This window comes from Burkholderia sp. AW49-1, from assembly GCF_053427845.1.
The window spans coordinates 271335-289390 of record NZ_JBSAXF010000005.1; the positions used below are offsets into that span (position 1 = coordinate 271335).

Sequence of the window (18056 nt, forward strand, 5' to 3'; positions counted from 1 at the left end):
GCGCGATGCATCTGCTGCGCACCACGCCGGGCGGCTTCGTCGACGATACGCAGGGCGTCGTGCGGATCGACCAGCAGCCGGCCGACATCGTGATCCTGAGCTCGGCCGACACGACGCTGTCGCTGCTGGCCAGCGTCGTGCCGAAACTGCCCGCCGGCTTTCCGAGCGTGCGGCTCGCGAACGTCACGTTCCTGCGGCAGCCGGCGTCGGTCGATTTCTATGTCGACGACGTGCTGCGCCACGCGAAGACGGTCGTGATCGATCATCTGGGCGGCGAAGCATACTGGCCGTACGGGATCGAGCAGGCCGTGTCGCTCGCGTCGAAACGGAAGCAGCAGCTCGCGATGTTCTCGGGCGACCTGCAGGAAGACCCGAACCTCGTCGCGAAGAGCACGGTCGCGCCCGAGCTGTGCCGGATGTGGTGGCGGTATCTGCGCGAAGGCGGCATGCACAACGCCGAAGCGTTGCTGCGCAGCATCGCGTTCCATACGCTCGGTTTCGGTGACGAACCCGAGCTGCCGCGCCCGCTGCCGGCCGCCGCGCTGTATCACCCGGCGCGCGACCCGGCGAGCGTCGACGACTGGCGTGCGCGCTGGACGCCCGGCGCGCCCGTCGTCGCGATCCTGTTCTATCGCGCGCACTGGCAGGCCGCGAACACCGCCGTGTTCGACGCGCTGGCCGATGCGCTCGTGCGCGAGGGGCTCAATCCGCTGCCGATCGCGGTCACGTCATTGAAGGATGCGGTGAGCCGCGAGGTCGTCACGCAGCTGTGCGACACGCACGGCGTCGCGCTCGTGCTGAACACCACCGCCTTCGCGGCCGGCGCGATCGACAGCCCCGAGCCCGACGTGCTCGCCGGCGATGCGCCGGTGCTGCAGGTGATCCTGTCCGGCGGCAACCGCGACGCGTGGGTGGCCGACAACCAGGGGCTGCATGCGCGCGACATCGCGATGCACATCGCGTTGCCCGAGGTCGACGGGCGCATCGTCACGCGCGCGGTGAGCTTCAAGGGGCTGGCGTATCGTTGTCCGCACACCGAAGTCGACGTCGTGCGCTACCAGCCGGACGCCGAACGCGTCGCGTTCGTCGCGGCGCTCGCGCGCGGCTGGTGCCGGCTGCGCACGCTCGACAACGCCGACAAGCGCATCGCGCTGATCCTCGCGAACTATCCGCAAAGCGAAGGGCGGATCGGCAATGGCGTCGGGCTCGACACGCCGGCGTCCGCACTGCGCGTGCTGGCGGCGCTGCGCGATGCGGGCTATGCCGTGGCCGACCTGCCGGCCGATGGCGACGCGCTGATCGCGCGACTCACCGAAGGCGTGACCAACGACCCGGCCGTGCGCGCCTTGCGCCCCGCGTTCCAGAGCTTCGCGCTGGCCGATTACGTCGCGCATTTCGCGCGGCTGCCGGCCGCGGTGCGCGACGCGCTGAACGCGCGCTGGGGCCTGCCCGAAGCGGACCCGACGCTGCGTCAGGGGCGCTTCACGATCGCCGGCTGGCGCGCGGGCAACGTGTTCGTCGGCATCCAGCCGTCGCGCTCGCGCGGCGAGAACGACTATGCGAGCTACCACGATGCGGATCTCGTGCCGCCGCACGCGTATCTCGCGTTCTATTTCTGGCTGCGCGATGCGTTCGGCATCGACGCGGTCATCCACCTCGGCAAGCACGGCAACCTCGAATGGCTGCCGGGCAAGAGCGTCGCGCTGTCCGACGCGTGCTGGCCCGACCTGACGCTCGGGCCGCTGCCGCATCTGTATCCGTTCATCGTCAACGATCCGGGCGAGGGCAGCCAGGCGAAGCGCCGCGCGCAGGCGGTGATCGTCGATCACCTGATGCCGCCGCTTACGCGCGCGGAAAACTACGGCCCGCTGCAGGATCTCGAACGGCAGGTCGACGAATACTACGAGGCGCTGATGGTCGATGCGCGGCGCGCGAAGCTGCTGCGCAAGACGATTCTCGCGACGATCGCCGAACACCGTCTGCACGACGAACTGAGCGTTTCGCCGCCGCGCGATGCGGGCGACGAGGATGCGCTGCTGACGCGCGTCGACGCGTGGCTGTGCGAACTGAAGGAAGCGCAGATTCGCGACGGGCTGCACGTGTTCGGCGTGTCGCCCGCCGACCGTCAGCGACGCGACACGCTGCTCGCGCTCGCGCGTTTTCCGGTCGGTGACGGCAAGGGCGAACGCGCGGGGCTGATCGGCGCGCTCGCGCGCGATCTCGCGCTCGGCGACGATTTCGATCCGCTCGCGGCCGACTGGGCCGCGCCGTGGACGGGCCCGCGGCCGGCCGTTCTGCAAGCGCTCGACGCGTCGCCGTGGCGCCATGCCGGCGACACGCGCGAGCGGCTCGAACGGCTCGCGCAGCATTGGCTCGACGGGCTGTGCGCGGCTGTTTCCGGCAAGACCGGCGCCGATGCCGCCCCCACGCCGCCCGGCGACTGGCCGAGCACGCTCGCCGTGCTCGAGCGCGTGCGCTCGACGCTGCTGCCCGCCCTCGACGCATGCGGCGGCGAGGAACTGCGCCAGCTGCTGCGCGGCCTCGACGGCCGCTTCGTGCCGCCGGGGCCGAGCGGCTCGCCGTCGCGCGGCAGGCCCGACGTGCTGCCGACGGGCCGCAACTTCTATTCGGTCGATACGCGCGCGGTGCCGACGCAGGCCGCGTGGACGCTCGGGCTGAAGTCCGCGCAGCAGCTGATCGAACGCCATCTGCAGGATCACGGCGACTATCCGCGCGCGATCGGCCTGTCGGTCTGGGGGACGGCCACGATGCGCACCGGCGGCGACGACATCGCGCAGGCGTTCGCGCTCCTCGGCGTGCGGCCGAAATGGGCGCACGGCAGCCATCGCGTGACCGATTTCGAGATCCTGCCGATCGAGATCTTCGACCGGCCGCGCATCGACGTGACGCTGCGCGTGTCGGGCTTCTTCCGCGACGCGTTCCCGAACCTGATGCACCTGTTCGACGCGGCCGTGCAGGCCGTTGCCGCGCTCGACGAGCCCGAGGCACTGAACCCGATCCGCGCGCGCGTCGAGCGCGAACGCGCGAAATGGATCGAACAGGGCGTGGCGCCGGACGAAGCGCGGCGGCGTGCCGGCTGGCGCGTGTTCGGCGCGCGGCCGGGCAGCTACGGCGCGGGCCTGCAGGATCTGATCGACCAGCGCCGCTGGCAGGCCGACGCCGATCTCGCCGATGCGTACCGCCGGTGGGGCGGCCATGCGTACGCGCAGAACAGCGCAGGCGACGCGGCGCCCGACGTGTTCGGCGAACGGCTCGCGACGATCGACGTCGTCGTGCAGAATCAGGACAGCCGCGAACACGACATCCTCGATTCGAACGACTACTACCAGTTCCAGGGCGGGATGACGGCAGCCGTGCGGCACTTGTCGGGGCAGCAGCCGAGCATCTACCACGGCGACCATGCGAACCCGGTCGCGCCGAAGATGCGCACGCTGCGCGAGGAAATCGCGCGCGTGATCCGTTCGCGCGTCGTCAATCCGAAATGGCTCGACGGCGTGAAGCGCCACGGCTACAAGGGCGCGGCCGAAATGGCCGCGACCGTCGATTACCTGTACGGCTATGACGCGACCGCGCGCGTGCTGTCGGACCACCAGTACGCGCTCGTCGCCGACGCGTACCTGTTTGACGACGACACGCGCGCGTTCCTCGAACGCCACAACCCGAAGGCGCTGCACGGCATCTGCGAACGCTTCGTCGAAGCGATGCAGCGCGGGCTGTGGCAGGAGCCGGGCGATTATCGCGAGCGGATCGAAGCGGTCTGGCTCGACAGCGAACAATGTCAGGAAGGAGGACGGCGATGACCGATTCGACGACGCATCGCGCCCGCGCGATATTTCCGTTCGCGGCGCTGGTCGCGCAGCAACCGCTGCAGCAGGCGCTGCTGCTCGCGGCGATCGACCCGTCGCTCGGCGGCGTGCTCGTCAGCGGGCCGCGCGGCACCGCGAAATCGACCGCCGCACGCGCGCTCGCCGAACTGCTGCCCGAAGGGGCATTCGTCACGCTGCCGCTGTCGGCGAGCGACGAACAGGTCACGGGCACGCTCGATCTCGCCCATGCGCTCGCCGAAAACGGCGTGCGCTTCCGGCCGGGCCTGCTCGCACGCGCGCATCACGGCGTGCTGTACGTCGACGAGGTGAACCTGCTTGCCGACGGGCTCGTCGATACGCTGCTCGACGTCGCCGCGAGCGGCGTGAACGTGGTCGAGCGCGATGGCGTGTCGCATGCGCACGACGCGCGCTTCGTGCTGATCGGCACGATGAATCCCGAAGAAGGCGAACTGCGACCGCAACTGCTCGACCGCTTCGGCCTGATGGTCGAACTCGAGAACTGCTTCGACGCCGCGCAGCGCGAGCAGATCGTGAAGGCGCGCCTCGCATTCGATCTCGACCCGGATGCATTTCGCGCACGTCACGCGGCCTTACAGCGCGAACTCGGCGAGCGGATCCACGCGGCGCGGGCACGGTTGCCGGCGCTGGATTTCGACGACGCGGTGCATGCACGCGTCAGCGCACTGTGCATCGACGCGGCCGTCGACGGCCTGCGCGCCGACCTCGTGATGCTGCGCGCCGCGCGCGCGCTCGCGGCGCTGGAGCAGGCCGGCGCGGTGACGGTGTCGCACGTCGAACGCGTGGCCGACGCGGTGCTGCGGCATCGGCGCCATGCGAGTACGCCGCCGTCGTCGGGCGCGACGCAGTCGAATGCGGAGGCCGGCAGCAACCGCGACGATCGCGACGACCGTCCGTCGCCGGACACACACCGGCAGCCCAACCATCCATCGGGCGCGGCACGAAACGACGCGACCGCATCGCAAGGCGACTGGGGCTACCTGCCGCCCGAGCCGGCCGGACTGCGTGACGTGAAGAGCGTGGTGCCGCTGCCGCTAAAAAAAACCTGAGCCATCGAGCCGACGCCGCCGCGAATGCCGTTCGCGGTCCTCGATGGCAACCAGGCGCTGTCGCGCGCGTGCCGGGTACGGTGCGTGCCGGCACGGCCGTTGCCTGGCCGGCGACGCTCGCCGCGAAGCGCGGCGGCCCGCTGCATGCCGACCATCTGCGTTTCCGCAGGCGGGCCGGCACACCGCGCGCACTCCATTGCTTCGCGCTCGACTGTTCGGCGTCGATGCTGGCGCACGATCGGCTCGCGCTCGCGAAAGGCCTGATCGTCGCGTACTTCGATCAGGCCGCGCGCGATCGCGTGGAAACCGCGCTGATCTGCTTCGGCGGCAACGGCGCCGCGCGGCGCTTCGGTCCTGCCGTGCCGCGCTGGTGGAATGCGCGCTGGCTCGAACCGGTGGACGGCGGCGGCGGCACGCCGCTTGCCGACGGCATCGCGGCCGCCGCGCAATTGCTCGCGGGCGCCGCACGGCGTACGCCGGACGAGCAGCGCTGGTTATGGGTGCTGTCCGACGGCCGCACGCGCGAAACGCCGACGAGACCGGCGGCCGCCGATCACGTCGTGTTCGTCGACTTCGACGACGCGGCCGTGCGAATCGGGCAGGGCAGGCGGCTCGCCGATGCCTGGGGCGCGCAATGGATGACGGCCGCGTCGCTGTGCCCCGGGCTGGCTCGCTGATCGCGTGGTCGGCAGCGCGTGGCGACGCGCCGGCGCTGCGCTATGATCGCCGTTTCTATCCATCGGAATCCCCGCCATGCAAGTACTCGTCGATGCCGACGCGTGTCCCGCCGTCATCAAGGACATGCTGTTTCGCGCCGCGCGTCGTGCCGAGATCTGCGTGACGCTGGTCGCGAACCAGTTCCTGCGCACGCCGCCGTCGCCGTTCATCAAGGCGCTGCAGGTGCCGGCCGGCTTCGACGTGGCCGATGCGCGGATCGTCGAACTCGCGGAAGCCGGCGATCTCGTGATCACCGCCGACATCCCGCTGGCGGCCGCCGTTCTCGACAAGGGCGCGCATGCGCTCGACCCGCGTGGCAACTGGTTCAGCCGCGAGAATATCGAGGAACGGCTGTCGACGCGCGCGATGATGGAACAACTGCGCAGCACGGGCATCGATACGGGCGGCCCGGCCCCGTTCAGCGCACGCGACGGCAAGGCGTTCGCGTCGCAATTCGATCGGTTCCTGGCGCGCCACGGCAAACCGTGACACATCGGGCGTCGGTGGTGCGCCGGTCGTGCGATACGTCGCCGATTTCGCGTCGAAACGTCGGCTGCGGCAGAATACGGATTCTGCCCCGACATTGACATCGTGGCGCGAACGCTTCATCGGAGAGCATGAATGTCACTGACCCAACTTCTCGTTCCGACCTTCACCCAGATGCTGCGCGCGCAGTCCGCGTGGCTCGACAAGGCCGCCGCGCATCGGCAGGCCGAGGGTGACGCGCCCGATGCGTTGCTGACGCTGAAGCTGGCGCCCGACATGTATCCGCTCGCCGCCCAGGTGCGGTTTTCGTGTTTCCAGGCGATGGAACCGGTCTACCGTCTGCGCGGCGAACCGCTGCCGGACGCGTTGCTGGCGTTGCGGGAAGCCGGCTGGCATGCCGACGCCCAGCCCGGCACGCTGAGCGACGCGCAAGGGATCGTCGCCGGCACGATTGCATTCCTCGGCGAACTCGCGCCGGACGCACTCGACGGCGGCGCCGCGCTGCCGATCACGCTCGAACTGCCGAACGGCATCGCGTTCGACATGACGGGCGAACAGTACGCGCGCGACTGGGCGCTGCCGCAGTTCTACTTTCACGCGGTCGCCGCGTACGCGATCCTGCGCCATCACGGCGTCGAGCTCGGCAAGGCCGACTACGTGCCGCACATGCTGGCCTATGTGCGGCCCGGCACGATTCCGCAGGGTTGAACGGTTGAGCGGACCATCCGGCCGCCGCGCGCCGGCATGACACGGGCCCTGTTCATCTGCAGCCGCAACCGGCTGCGCAGCCCGACGGCCGAGGCGGTGTTCGCCGCGTGGCCGGGAGTCGAAACCGATTCCGCTGGCCTCGCGCCCGACGCGCAGACGCGCTTGTCCGCCGAGCAACTCGAATGGGCCGAGATCGTGTTCGTGATGGAGCGGGCGCACAAGGCGAAGCTGTCCGGCCGATTCGGCATCCGTCTGAAGCACAAGAAGATCGTCTGCCTCGACATTCCCGACCGCTACGCGTACATGCAGCCCGAACTGGTCGCGCTGCTCGAGCGCAAGGCGGGTCCGTTGTTGCGCAGGTGACCCGCGCGGGCCGTATCAGCGCGAGCGGAGCGGCCCGTCCGCGTGCGCGGGAAAGCGGTCGAGGTGCAGCAGTTCGATGATCTTGCGGGTCGGCACGCTCGCGCGCAGCGTCTCGAGCCGTTGGACGTCGAACCACTTGCAGCGCGCGATCTCGTTGCTCGCGCGCGGCGTCAGGTGTTTCGGCACGTCGGCCACGAATACGTGATGAAGTTTCGTGAGGCCGCCGAACTGCACCGCATAGTCGAGCGCGAGCCCCTCCAGCCGCGTTTCCTCCGCCAACTCCCGCTGCGCGGCCTCCAGCGGCGTCTCGCCGCGCCGGATCGTGCCGCCCGGCAGCGACCAGCGCGCCGCGGTACGGGCGACCAGCAGCACGCTGCTGCGCCGGCGGCACACGATCGTGGCGCGTTCCTTGATGCAGGCGACGGTATCCGGCCCGGTGTTCATGTTCGGCAAAACAGGTGCTGAATCGTGGAGGGAAATGGTCGTCGACCGGCGTTGCCGGCCTGTCGCCCGATGGTCGGGCACGACGGCATGCAAGCCGCCGCGCCGATCATACCGGGCGTTCGTGACAGTTCCGTGCGTTGTCGCGCGCAACGCGCAACGCGCATTGCGTTACACGTGCGTGTAGAACCCCGTGCGCGCCGGTTTCCCGGAGCGCCCGCGGCGGCGCTTGTGGATGGCACGCCGGTGCTGATGGGGTGGCGGCGTCACGTGCGGGCGCGTGGGCGCGGGCCGTGCCGTCGGCGCGGTGGCCCGCGGCTGTGATTGTCCTTCGCCAAACTGGAAAGTCTGGGTTTGCGCGCGGGCGACGCCCAGCATCGACGCCAGCACGACGGCCGCGAGCAGCATGTGTTTCATGAAAGGTTCGCCTTTGTTCAGTGAGCACCTTCCGCCAGCTTAGCGAACCACGGCACGGCGCCGCAACCGGCCTGCGTTCGGTGTCGTCCCCACTTGCAGGCGACCGCGTTCTCCGCCCGCCATGCCGGGGCATACCCGCCTTGACAACAAAATTCCCGAGTGTGAATATAAATTCACACGCACGAATTATCATTCGAACCCGGGAAACCGTGTTGCCGCTGTCGGCACGACGGAACCGGCGGTCCGATCAACCGGGAGCAGGAGCGAGACGCATGGCGGAGCTGGAGCAGCAGGGTGCGTTGGCAGGGTTGCGCATCATCGATCTGTCGCGGGTGCTGGGCGGCCCGTACGCGACGCAGATCCTCGCCGATCACGGCGCGGATGTCATCAAGGTCGAACCGCCGTCGGGCGACGAGACGCGCACCTGGGGGCCGCCGTTCGACGGCGACACCGCGTCGTATTTCCTCGGCGTGAACCGCAACAAGCTCGGCATCGCGCTCGACCTGACGAAGCCGGAGGATCGCGAGCGCCTGCTCGGCCTGCTCGAGCACGCCGACGCGCTGGTCGAAAACTTCAAGATCGGCACGATGGAGCGCTGGGGCCTCGGCTTCGAGACGCTGCACGCGCGTTTTCCGCGTCTCGTCCATTGCCGCGTGTCGGGCTTCGGCGCGGACGGCCCGCTCGGCGGGCTGCCCGGCTACGACGCGGCCGTCCAGGCGCTGGCCGGGCTGATGAGCGTGAACGGCGAGGCGGGCGGCGCGCCGCTGCGCGTCGGCGTGCCGATCGTCGATCTCGTCACCGGGCTGAACGCGGCGCTCGGCGTGCTGATGGCGCTGCGCGAACGCGATGCGAGCGGGCGCGGCCAATTCGTCGAATCGACGCTGTTCGACTGCGCGCTGTCGATCCTGCATCCGCATACGCCGACCTTCTTCCATTCGGGCAGGGCGCCGGCGCGCACCGGCAACGCGCATCCGAACATCACGCCTTACGACAGCTTTCCGACCGCGAGCGTCGACATCTTTCTCGCGGTCGGCAACAACGGGCAGTTCGCCGCGCTGTGCGACGTGCTCGGCACGCGCGACTGGCCCGACGATCCGCGCTTCATCGACAACCGCGCGCGCAGCGCGAACCGCGCCGCACTGCGCGCGCTGCTCGAAACGGCGCTGGTTGCGCACGACGGCGCGGCACTCGCCGAGCAGCTGATGCGCCGCGGCGTGCCGTGCGCGCCCGTGCTCGGGCTCGATGCGGCGCTCGACCATCCGCACGTCGCGCACCGGCGGATGAAGGTCGAACTGGGCCGGCATCGCGGCATCGCGTCGCCGATCAAGCTCGGCCGCACGCCGGCCACGTACCGGCGGCCGCCGCCCGCGCTGAACGAACACGCGGCGCAGGTGTTCGCCGACGACGACGTCCCGCGTCGCGACTGACCCGCCTCGCGGCCGGCGCCGCCCGCGCCCCCTTCGCACATCACGCCGCGCCGCACCCGACACGCGCCGCTGCAAGAGCAGACACCTCATGCCCGCATGGATCGGCGCGGCCGTTCACGTTTTCCTGGAGGGCAATCGATGCAGTTCGACCTGACCGACGACCAGCGCGCGATCGAGAGCGCGATCGAGAAAATCTGCGAACGCTTCGGCGACGACTACTGGCTGGAACGCGACCGCGCGGGCGGGTTTCCGTCCGACTTTCACGCGGCGCTCGCCGAGGCCGGCTGGCTCGGCATCGCGATGGACCCGGCCCACGGCGGCGCCGGGCTCGGGATGACCGAGGCCGCGCTGATGATGCGCACGATCAGCGCGTCGGGCGCGGGCCTGTCGGGCGCATCGGCCGTCCACATGAACATCTTCGGGCTGAACCCGGTACAGGTGTTCGGCAACGATGCGCAGAAAGCGCGCTTCCTGCCGCCGCTGATCGCCGGCCGCGACAAGGCCTGCTTCGCGGTGACCGAGCCCGATGCCGGCCTCGACACGACGCACCTCACTACGCAGGCGCGTCGCGACGGCGACCACTACGTGCTGAGCGGCCGCAAGATCTGGATCTCGACCGCGCAGGTCGCGAACAAGATGCTGATCATCGCGCGCACGACGCCGCTCGACCGGGTCGCGAAGCCGACCGATGGCTTGAGCCTGTTCTACACCGACCTCGACCGTTCGCGCGTCGAGGTGCGCGAGATCGAGAAAATGGGCCGCAAGGCGGTCGATTCGAACCTGCTGTTCATCGACGACCTGCGCGTGCCGCGCGACGACCTGATCGGCAACGAGGGCGACGGCTTCCGCTACCTGCTGCACGGGCTGAACCCCGAGCGGATCCTGATCGCCGCCGAGGCGATCGGCCTCGGGCAGGCCGCGCTGCGGCGCGCGACGCAGTATGCGTGCGAACGCGTCGTATTCGGCCGGCCGATCGGGCAGAACCAGTCGATCCAGCATCCGCTCGCGCAGGCCTGGATGCAGCTCGAAGCCGCGTGGCTGATGGTGATGAAGGCCGCGACGCGCTACGACGCGGGGCAGCCGTGCGGCGCGGAGGCGAACGCTGCGAAGTACCTCGGCGCGGAAGCCGCGTTCCAGGCGTGCCAGACGGCGATCGCGACGCACGGCGGGATGGGCTATGCGAAGGAATACCACGTCGAGCGCTATCTGCGCGAGTGTATGATTCCGAGGCTCGCGCCCGTGAGTCCGCAACTGATCCTGTGCTACATCGCGGAGAAGGTGCTCGGGCTGCCGAAGTCGTACTGACGCGCGGCGGCCCGCCCGGCGCGCGGTTTCCCGTTCCGAATCAAGCGCTCGTCATGGACGTCAAACTCGTTGCCCGCACGCTCGACCTGTTCGAGCTGTTCGCCGCCGAACGGCGGCCGCTGCCGCTCACCGAACTCGCGCGCCTGCTCAACGTGCCCGCGTCGAGCTGCCTGGCGATGGCGCGCACGCTCGTGAGCCGCGGCTATCTGTACGAGGTGCGCAAGCGCGGCGGCTACTATCCCACGCGGCGCCTGCAGACGATCGCCGCCGCGATCGACGCGACCGATCCCGTCGTCGACATCGTGCATCCGCATCTCGTCGCGCTGCGCGACGCGAGCCACGAGACGGCCGTACTCGGCAAGATCCAGGGCGCGTCGGTCACGTATCTCGACGTCGTCGAATCCGAGCAGGCGATCCGCTACACGCGCCAGCCGGGCGAGCTGCGGCCGCTGCATGCGAACTCGATCGGCAAGGCGATCTTCGCGTCGCTCGCGAGCGACGCACAGCAGGCGCTCGGCGCGCAGTTGTCGTTCGAACGCTTCACCGACGCGACGGTGGCCGACCTGCCGGCGCTCGTCGCGCAAACCGCGCGGTTTCGCGAACTCGGCTGGGCCGAGAACCTCGGCGAGAGCGCGCCCGAGCTGTCGGCGATCGCGGTCGCGCTGACGCTCGACGGCGACTGGTACGGGCTGTCGGTCGTCGGGCCGACCGAGCGGATCCGCCAGCAGCGCGACACGCATGCGGCGCTGCTGGTCGACGCCAAGGCGCGGCTGCTGGCCGAGCAGGGGCGTGGCTAGCAAGAAGCGCGAAGCAGGGCGGAGGGCTGCCTCGGCGGCCGTTCGCCGCGATGCCGGGCGGCATCCGGGAACGGCCGTGGCGCGTCACGCGCCGGTGCGCCGCGCCTTCACGACTTCACCCACACGCCGCCCGCGCTCGGGTTGTCGCCCTGCGTCCACCATTTCGCGCAGTATTTCGCGCCCTGGTACGTGACGCACGTGCCGCCCTGGTACGCGGTCGTTGCCGACCACACGGGCGTGCCGCCGCCGACCGGCTTCCATACCGCTGCCTGGCCGGGCACGTCGCCCTGTGTCCACCATTGCGCCTGGTACGTCGTGCCCTGGTAGGTCACCGTCGCGCCGGCCGTATAGACCTGGCCGGCCGACCAGGGCGCGCCGGGTTGCGGCGTTCCGCCGTTCGAGCCGCCGCCGTAGTTCGGATCCTGCGTGACGCCCGCGCCCCACTTGCCGTCGAGTCTGCGGAAGATCGATGCGAACGCGTACGGCTGCTGCGCGATACCCGAGCAGGTCGGCGCCACATATGCACCGTTGTTCGGGCAAGGCTGATCGCGGCCGACCGACCAGTTGCCGAAGAAACCGTAGCCGTTGCCGATCGCCGCATTCAACACGCTCTGCGCATTCGCGAGCGTGAAGGTTTCGCCCTGCACGTCGTTCATCCCGATCATCGGCGTGACGCCCACCATCTGCCACAGCTGCGCGCCCGTTTTCGGCTGGCCCGCCGACTTGAACGCCGTATCGAGCTGCGTATAGAGCGCCTGCGCGGCGCTGATCGCGGCCGCGCCCATGTCGATGTTCGCGGGGCCGTAGTCCATCGTCATCAAGTTCACCGCGTCGAACGCGACCTTGTTCGCGATGGCCGCGGTGACGACGTTCACGCCGTCCTGCGTGAGCCCGGTCGGCATCGTCGGCAGCGTCAGCGTGACGTGCAGCGGCTTGCCTTTCGCCGCGTAGTCGGACTGCAGTTGCGCGACGGCCTGGAAGTTGCGGGCGACGGCGGCGCTGTCCTGCTGCGATGCGCCCTCGATGTCGAAATCGACGTGCGTGAGGCCGTAGGTGTCGATCACGGTCTGATAGGCCGTCTTCAGCGCGGGGACGCTCGAGCATGCCTGCATCAGCGGCGTGCCGTTCGCGCCGCCGAACGAGACGGCAATCTCGCCGCCTTTCGCGCGATAGCTCGCGATCGACGTCGACAGCGACGTGAGCAGGTCGCCGCTCGCGCCGTTGCCGATCGGCTGCACGCCGCCCCAGGACGGCGCGCAGCCGCTGCCCGCGACCACGAACGCGAGCGTGAACTGCTGGATGCCTTGCTGGACGCCGATCCGGTCGACGAGCGGCGTCGGGTAGAGCGTCACGTCGACGAAGGGCGCATAGACGCCGGCGCCGTGGGACACGCTCGCCATGGCGAGCAGGCAGCCCGCGGCGAGCGCGCGCGGGTTGAATCGCGGCAACACGTTGTTGTTCATTGTGTTCTCCAAGTGGAAGAGGGATACGCTGGCCCGCGTATCGCCGCCGGGCGGGCGATCGGGTATGCCCGGCCGGCGGCGTGCTCATCTTGGAGGATTCGCGCCGAATCGTGAATACTTAGGTGTTCTTTTCGTTATTCGATTCTCGATACGTAACGATCTTGCCGATTCGATCGCATATCGAAACGCGAAGCGGGCGATTTTTCCGCCCGGTCTCGCGCGGATGGTCAACTGCGCGTTGCGCAGCGACGCTCAACGATACCAGCGCGGCGTGTAGACCCACTCACGCCCGTCGCCGATCGCGAAACGCCGCGTCGTCGACGAACCGACGATCACCATCGTGCGCATGTCCACCTGATCGCTGCGCAGCGCGCCGAGCGTCGTCGTCGTGAGCGTCGCGCCGGGCCGGCCGATATCGCGGCCGAGCACGACGACCGTATCGGCCGCGCGGTGCGCGCGCACCGCATCGAGCGCACGGTCGAGCTGCCACGGCCGTGCACGCGAGATCGGGTTGTAGAACGCCATCACGAGATCGGCTTGCGCCGCGTGCCGCAGGCGCGTCTCGATCACGTCCCACGGCTTCAGGTTGTCCGACAGCGAGATCGCGCAGAAATCGTGGCCGAGCGGCGCGCCGGCCTGCGCGGCGGTCGCGAGCGATGCCGATACGCCGGGTTCGACGCGCAGTTCGACCGCGGCCCATCGCGGATCGCGCGCTTCGTCGAGCGCTTCGAGCACGGCCGCGGCCATCGCGAAGACACCCGGGTCACCCGACGAGACGACCGTGACGCGCCGGCCTTCGGCCGCCAGTTCGAACGCATGGCGCGCGCGCTGCATTTCCTCGCGATTGTCCGTGCCGTGGACGCGCTGATCCGCGCGGAACGGGCCGGCCATCGTCACGTAGGTCGTATAGCCGAGGATGTCGGTGGCTTGCGCGAGCGCGGTGCGCGCGGCGGGCGTGAGCCATGCCGCATCGCCCGGGCCGAGGCCGAGCACCGTCAGGCGGCCGCGTGCACGGCCGAGCGTCGCGGGATCGACGGGTTGCGTCGCAACCGCGCACGCGAGACCGTCGGACCTTGCGCGCAGTGTGTGCGCCACACGCAACGTCGAACCCAGCAGGGCAGCCGCATCGGCATCTTCGTCGCGTTCGACATCGGCGCAGCGCAGCGGCACGCCCAGCGTCCGTGCCGCCGCCTCGACCCGCGCATCGCCGAGCAACGACGCCGGGGCGACGAGTGCGGCGAGCGCCAGCCGCGCGAGACCGTGCGTATCGAGCAGCGCGTCGATGCGCTCGGCAAGCGATGGCGACGCATCGGCCCGCACGCCGCGCGCCTCGATGGCGACCACCACGCTGCGCGGATGGATCACGAGTTCGTCGCGCGATCCGCGCCACGCATCGGGCGTCACGCGGATCGCATGCGCGGCCGCATCGTCGCGCGGCAGCGCGACGTCGTCGAGCCACGGCGCCGCGCCGTCGACGCGCGTGGCCGCACCCGCGAGCAGGTCGGACACGAAACGCTTGCCTTGCTGGAGATCGGCGAGCGCATAGCCGTCGGGCGGGTTGAGCACGCACGCGCCGAAGCGCAGCTCGCCGCTCGTCGTGATCGCGGGCGCGACGCCGAGGCATTCGGCGATTTCGCGCGCGATCAGGTTGACGCCGGTCAGCCCGCCGAGCAGCGGCACGACGGCCGAACCGTCTTCCGCGACCGCGAGCACCGGCGGCTCGACACCCTTGTCGGCGAGCGCCGGCGCGACGCAACGGATCACGATGCCGGCCGCGCACAGCGCGACGATCGGCAGGCCGCGCGCGTAAAGCTCGCGCAGGTGCGCGCCGAGCTCGTCGAACGGCACGTCGGCCTCGACGCGCGACGCGAGCCCGTGCACGACGGCGCCCGGATAACGCGCCTGGATACGCCGCGCGGTATCGAGTGCGCCCGCGCCGAGAATCACGATCGCGGGCGGAGTCGTCATCCTTGCCATTTTTCCCCCGGCACGACGAGCAGCGAGAAGTACGGCGACGCCATCGGATCGACTTCGTCGAGCGGCACGATGCGCTGCGCCGCCATCGTCGCGCGCTCGACGTACAGCGCGCGTTTCGCGAGCCCCAGTTCGTCGAGTACGCGCCGCACCTTGTCGAAGTTGCGGCCGAGCTTCATCACGACGGCCGCGTCGGCCTGCGCGAGCCGCGTGCGCAATTCGTCCTCCGGCAGCACGCCGGACAGCACCGACAGGCTCTGGTTGCGATAGACGAGCGGCTGGCCGAGCACGGCCGTGCCGCCGAGCATCGCGCACACGCCCGGGATCACCTCGGTGTCGTAGCGCGGCGCGAGGCGATCGTGCAGGTACATGTACGACCCGTAGAAGAACGGATCGCCTTCGCAGATCACCGCGACGTCGCGCCCGGCGTCGAGATGCGATGCGACGATCTCGGCGGCCGTGTCGTAGAAATCGGCGATCACGTTCTCGTAGCAGAGCGGCGGCGGCAGCGCCTCGGTCGTCACCGGATAGACGAGCGGCAATTGCGTCTGCGCATCGAGCAGGTGCGCCTCGACGATTCCGTAGGCATTGCCCTTCTTGCCCTTCGCGACGAAATACGCGACCACCGGCGCGGCCTGCAGCACGCGCAGCGCCTTGATCGTCATCAGTTCAGGGTCGCCGGGGCCGACGCCGACCCCGAACAGGCGTCCGCGCGGGGCCGTCATTCTGCCTCCGTCGCGAGTGCGTTGACGGCGGCCGCGGCCATCGCGCTGCCGCCGCGCCGGCCGAGCAGCGCGACGTACGGCACGCCGCGGCTGTCGGCGTCGAGCGCCGCCTTGGATTCGGCCGCGCCGATGAAGCCGACCGGAAAGCCGAGGATCAAAGCGGGGCGCGGCGCGCCGGCGTCGATCATGTCGAGCAGGTGGAACAGCGCGGTCGGCGCATTGCCGATCACGACGACGCTGCCGGCCAGATGCGGGCGCCACAGTTCGAGCGCCGCGGCCGAGCGCGTGTTGCCGAGATGCCGCGCAAGGTCGGGTACTTCCGGTTCGCCGAGCGTGCAGATCACGCGATTGCCGGCCGGCAGCCGCGCGCGCGTGATGCCTTCGGCAACCATCCGCGCGTCGCACAGGATCGGCGCGCCGGCCGCGAGCGCCGCGCGGCCCGCCGTGCCGGCGCCGGTCGAGAAGCGCAGGTCGTAGGCGACATCGACCATCCCGCAGGCGTGGATCACGCGCACCGCGAGCTTCTCGAGATCGGGCGGAATCTTCGACAGGTCGGCCTCGGCGCGGATCGTCGCGAACGACTGGCGGTAGATTTCCTGCCCGTCGCGAATGTAGTCAAGCATCGGTGGTGTCCTGGCTGTGCCGCGCGCCCGTCAGTCGGTCCGCGGCCTGGTCAATCGTCAGATGGCGCGCGAGCGGGGCGCCGAGGCCCGCGGCGGCGTCGCGCCGGTAAAGGTCGTAGCGTCCGGGCGCGACCGCGACGAGGGTGGACGTCGCGGGGTGCGGCAGCGCGCAGTGACGCTCGCAGCCGGTCAGGTGCACGTCGACCGGATGGCCGACGCGCGCGGCCAGCGCGAGCGCATCGTGTTTCGTATCGGCGCGCGACTTCGCGCAGCCCGCGCTGCCGGTGCACGCGACCAGCGCCGCCAGCGGGTCGGACATCGTGCACACGAGGCCGAGCGACGCGAGCGCGTCGAGCAAGGCCGGCGTGCGTTCGTGCCGCACGCCGTGCACGAACACGCCTTGCCACGGGGTCATCGACAGCGTGCCGTCGCCTTGCGCGTCGGCAAGTGCCGCAAGCCGTTCCAGTTGCGTTGCGTCGAGCCGGCCGAGCACGAACTGCGCGCCGACACTGCAGCGATCCGCATCGCGCGACGGCCGTGCACCGACACGCAGCGCGGCGTCCGATTGCTTGCGCCGCCAGCCGGCCAGTGCCGGATCGGCTTCGAGCGGGAAGGGCGCGTAATGCTGCGCGCGCTCGCGCAACGCGCATGCGCCGCCGGTTGCGAGCAACGCGCGCATCCGCGTGATGTCGGCCGGCGCGAGATCGAGGAACGCGAGCAGCAGTGCGCGAACGAGCGCGACGGTCTGCTCCGGCGCGACGTCGAACCAGGCGGGCGGATCACCGGGCGCGACCGGCGGGCAGCCGGCCAGGCCCGCGGCGATGCGGACCGCCCCGTCGCCGCGACGCCACGCGGCGAGCCAGATGTCGTGCGGATGATCGAGCGCCGCGACCGATTCGCCGCCGTCGAGCTGGATCGAGAATTTCGGCGACACCTCGCCGCGACGCGGCTCGTGCGTCAGCATGTCGAGCAACGGCAGCGCGAGCGCGCGGCTGTCGAGCAGTGCGTCGGGATCGCGCCCCGCGAGCGGGCTGAGCATCAGGTTGCGGACGTCGTCGCTCGCGGCGAGCGCGGCCCGGTCGTCGGCAGCATCGCCGGCGCGCGGGCCCAGGCCAGCATCGAGCAATGCGTTGGCCAGCGTATCGGCCGCGCCGTCGCGGATGCCGCGCAACTGGAGATTTGCGCGATTGGTCGCATCAATCGCGCCGGAGCCGTAAGCGCGCGCAGCGGCGGCGATCGCACGCGCCTGCCGAGCGTCGAGCCGGCCGCCCGGCAGCTTGATCCGGCACAGCCCGCCGTCGGCGGCCGCGACGACGCGCACGAGCCCCGGGCAAGCCGACGGGCGCACGACGGTCGATGCAGGAATGGAATCGGGGGCGGAACTCAACGGGATACCGGGACAGTGTCGCGCCGCGGCCAACGCATCGGTACACCCCGCCCGACGCCGACTGGCACGCACGCACTTTCATGCCGGCAGGTCTCCTGGCTGACAGGTCGGCGCCGGCTCCCGGCCTTCCCGGTGAAACCAGTGGCATGAGGGGGAGATCGGCTCGCTGTCTACAGTTGCGGGGGCAGCCACAGCGGCGCGCGGCGCGCCCTGTGTTCCCTCTTCGGCCCCGAAGGGCACCGGCGAACGAACGGCCGTAGCATACCCGATTTCCCCCGCGCTTCGCGACCGCCGAGCGAGCATCGTGG

16 protein-coding genes and 1 riboswitch are annotated in these 18056 nt (G+C 70.4%); of the genes, 9 read left to right on the plus strand and 7 right to left on the minus strand.

Annotation, left to right across the window (positions count from 1 at the left end):
- The first annotated feature begins 5 nt into the window (after positions 1-5).
- The 6 genes from cobN (at position 6) to ACV22W_RS11345 (ending at position 7189) form a co-directional block, all read left to right on the plus strand.
- Positions 6-3821, plus strand: coding sequence for a cobaltochelatase subunit CobN (gene cobN, locus ACV22W_RS11320; RefSeq protein ID WP_448019204.1), 3816 nt, complete (start codon positions 6-8; stop codon positions 3819-3821).
- A complete protein-coding gene (locus ACV22W_RS11325) occupies positions 3818-4915 on the plus strand; it encodes an ATP-binding protein (RefSeq protein WP_448019205.1) in 1098 nt (365 codons plus the stop codon). The genes cobN and ACV22W_RS11325 overlap by 4 nt, the downstream gene beginning before the upstream one ends.
- Positions 4916-4983: 68 nt before the next feature.
- Positions 4984-5592 (plus strand): vWA domain-containing protein, encoded by a 609-nt coding sequence (locus ACV22W_RS11330; RefSeq protein ID WP_448019207.1) that lies wholly within the window; start codon positions 4984-4986, stop codon positions 5590-5592.
- A 76-nt stretch (positions 5593-5668) separates the two neighbouring features.
- Positions 5669-6121 carry a YaiI/YqxD family protein gene (locus ACV22W_RS11335; protein ID WP_448019209.1) on the plus strand — a complete coding sequence of 151 codons (453 nt, stop codon included), beginning with the start codon at positions 5669-5671 and terminating at the stop codon, positions 6119-6121.
- A gap of 132 nt (positions 6122-6253) precedes the next feature.
- Positions 6254-6826: a DUF1993 domain-containing protein gene (locus ACV22W_RS11340; RefSeq protein ID WP_448019211.1), complete on the plus strand. Its 573-nt coding sequence runs from the start codon at positions 6254-6256 to the stop codon at positions 6824-6826.
- Positions 6827-6862: 36 nt separating this feature from the next.
- A complete protein-coding gene (locus ACV22W_RS11345; protein WP_448019212.1) occupies positions 6863-7189 on the plus strand; it encodes a low molecular weight protein tyrosine phosphatase family protein in 327 nt (108 codons plus the stop codon).
- A 15-nt stretch (positions 7190-7204) separates the two neighbouring features.
- On the opposite strand, the gene ACV22W_RS11350 is transcribed toward ACV22W_RS11345, so the two are convergent.
- Together ACV22W_RS11350 and ACV22W_RS11355 are read right to left on the minus strand one after the other, a co-directional pair.
- Entirely contained in the window at positions 7205-7633 is a 429-nt protein-coding gene (locus ACV22W_RS11350; protein ID WP_448019213.1) for an NUDIX hydrolase, read from the minus strand.
- 168 nt (positions 7634-7801) lie between these two features.
- Entirely contained in the window at positions 7802-8047 is a 246-nt protein-coding gene (locus ACV22W_RS11355; RefSeq protein ID WP_448019214.1) for a hypothetical protein, read from the minus strand.
- 272 nt (positions 8048-8319) lie between these two features.
- Here ACV22W_RS11355 and ACV22W_RS11360 point away from each other — a divergent pair, with 272 nt between their 5' ends.
- From ACV22W_RS11360 to ACV22W_RS11370, 3 genes are all read left to right on the plus strand, one after another.
- On the plus strand, positions 8320-9474 hold the full coding sequence (locus tag ACV22W_RS11360) for a CaiB/BaiF CoA transferase family protein (protein WP_448019215.1): 1155 nt from the start codon (positions 8320-8322) through the stop codon (positions 9472-9474).
- A gap of 138 nt (positions 9475-9612) precedes the next feature.
- The gene (locus tag ACV22W_RS11365) at positions 9613-10779 is read left to right on the plus strand and encodes an acyl-CoA dehydrogenase family protein (RefSeq protein WP_448019216.1); all 1167 of its coding nucleotides are present in this window, start codon (positions 9613-9615) and stop codon (positions 10777-10779) included.
- Positions 10780-10832: 53 nt separating this feature from the next.
- The gene (locus ACV22W_RS11370) at positions 10833-11576 is read left to right on the plus strand and encodes an IclR family transcriptional regulator (protein WP_448019217.1); all 744 of its coding nucleotides are present in this window, start codon (positions 10833-10835) and stop codon (positions 11574-11576) included.
- Between the two features lie 107 nt (positions 11577-11683).
- On the opposite strand, the gene ACV22W_RS11375 is transcribed toward ACV22W_RS11370, so the two are convergent.
- The 5 genes from ACV22W_RS11375 to cobG form a co-directional block, all read right to left on the minus strand.
- The gene (locus ACV22W_RS11375) at positions 11684-13039 is read right to left on the minus strand and encodes a chitinase (protein ID WP_448019218.1); all 1356 of its coding nucleotides are present in this window, start codon (positions 13037-13039) and stop codon (positions 11684-11686) included.
- Between the two features lie 252 nt (positions 13040-13291).
- On the minus strand, positions 13292-15007 hold the full coding sequence (gene cobJ, locus ACV22W_RS11380; RefSeq protein ID WP_448019220.1) for a precorrin-3B C(17)-methyltransferase: 1716 nt from the start codon (positions 15005-15007) through the stop codon (positions 13292-13294).
- On the minus strand, positions 15004-15738 hold the full coding sequence (locus tag ACV22W_RS11385; RefSeq protein WP_448019222.1) for a precorrin-2 C(20)-methyltransferase: 735 nt from the start codon (positions 15736-15738) through the stop codon (positions 15004-15006). The genes cobJ and ACV22W_RS11385 overlap by 4 nt, the downstream gene beginning before the upstream one ends.
- Positions 15735-16361: a precorrin-8X methylmutase gene (locus ACV22W_RS11390; protein ID WP_448019224.1), complete on the minus strand. Its 627-nt coding sequence runs from the start codon at positions 16359-16361 to the stop codon at positions 15735-15737. The genes ACV22W_RS11385 and ACV22W_RS11390 overlap by 4 nt, the downstream gene beginning before the upstream one ends.
- The gene (gene cobG / locus ACV22W_RS11395; protein WP_448019305.1) at positions 16354-17709 is read right to left on the minus strand and encodes a precorrin-3B synthase; all 1356 of its coding nucleotides are present in this window, start codon (positions 17707-17709) and stop codon (positions 16354-16356) included. Before cobG ends, ACV22W_RS11390 begins: the two co-directional genes overlap by 8 nt.
- A gap of 107 nt (positions 17710-17816) precedes the next feature.
- A riboswitch (cobalamin riboswitch) is annotated at positions 17817-18007 on the minus strand.
- Between the last annotated feature and the right edge of the window lie 49 nt (positions 18008-18056).

Excerpts from the sequence above, each read along its gene's own strand:
- cobN (WP_448019204.1), top strand. The coding sequence starts at position 6 with ATGCATCTGCTGCGCACCACGCCGGGCGGCTTCGTCGACGATACGCAG.
- ACV22W_RS11325 (WP_448019205.1), top strand. The coding sequence starts at position 3,818 with ATGACCGATTCGACGACGCATCGCGCCCGCGCGATATTTCCGTTCGCG.
- ACV22W_RS11335 (WP_448019209.1), top strand. The coding sequence starts at position 5,669 with ATGCAAGTACTCGTCGATGCCGACGCGTGTCCCGCCGTCATCAAGGAC.
- ACV22W_RS11340 (WP_448019211.1), top strand. The coding sequence starts at position 6,254 with ATGTCACTGACCCAACTTCTCGTTCCGACCTTCACCCAGATGCTGCGC.
- ACV22W_RS11345 (WP_448019212.1), top strand. The coding sequence starts at position 6,863 with ATGACACGGGCCCTGTTCATCTGCAGCCGCAACCGGCTGCGCAGCCCG.
- ACV22W_RS11350 (WP_448019213.1), bottom strand. The coding sequence starts at position 7,633 with ATGAACACCGGGCCGGATACCGTCGCCTGCATCAAGGAACGCGCCACG.
- ACV22W_RS11355 (WP_448019214.1), bottom strand. The coding sequence starts at position 8,047 with ATGAAACACATGCTGCTCGCGGCCGTCGTGCTGGCGTCGATGCTGGGC.
- ACV22W_RS11360 (WP_448019215.1), top strand. The coding sequence starts at position 8,320 with ATGGCGGAGCTGGAGCAGCAGGGTGCGTTGGCAGGGTTGCGCATCATC.
- ACV22W_RS11365 (WP_448019216.1), top strand. The coding sequence starts at position 9,613 with ATGCAGTTCGACCTGACCGACGACCAGCGCGCGATCGAGAGCGCGATC.
- ACV22W_RS11370 (WP_448019217.1), top strand. The coding sequence starts at position 10,833 with ATGGACGTCAAACTCGTTGCCCGCACGCTCGACCTGTTCGAGCTGTTC.
- ACV22W_RS11375 (WP_448019218.1), bottom strand. The coding sequence starts at position 13,039 with ATGAACAACAACGTGTTGCCGCGATTCAACCCGCGCGCGCTCGCCGCG.
- cobJ (WP_448019220.1), bottom strand. The coding sequence starts at position 15,007 with ATGACGACTCCGCCCGCGATCGTGATTCTCGGCGCGGGCGCACTCGAT.
- ACV22W_RS11385 (WP_448019222.1), bottom strand. The coding sequence starts at position 15,738 with ATGACGGCCCCGCGCGGACGCCTGTTCGGGGTCGGCGTCGGCCCCGGC.
- ACV22W_RS11390 (WP_448019224.1), bottom strand. The coding sequence starts at position 16,361 with ATGCTTGACTACATTCGCGACGGGCAGGAAATCTACCGCCAGTCGTTC.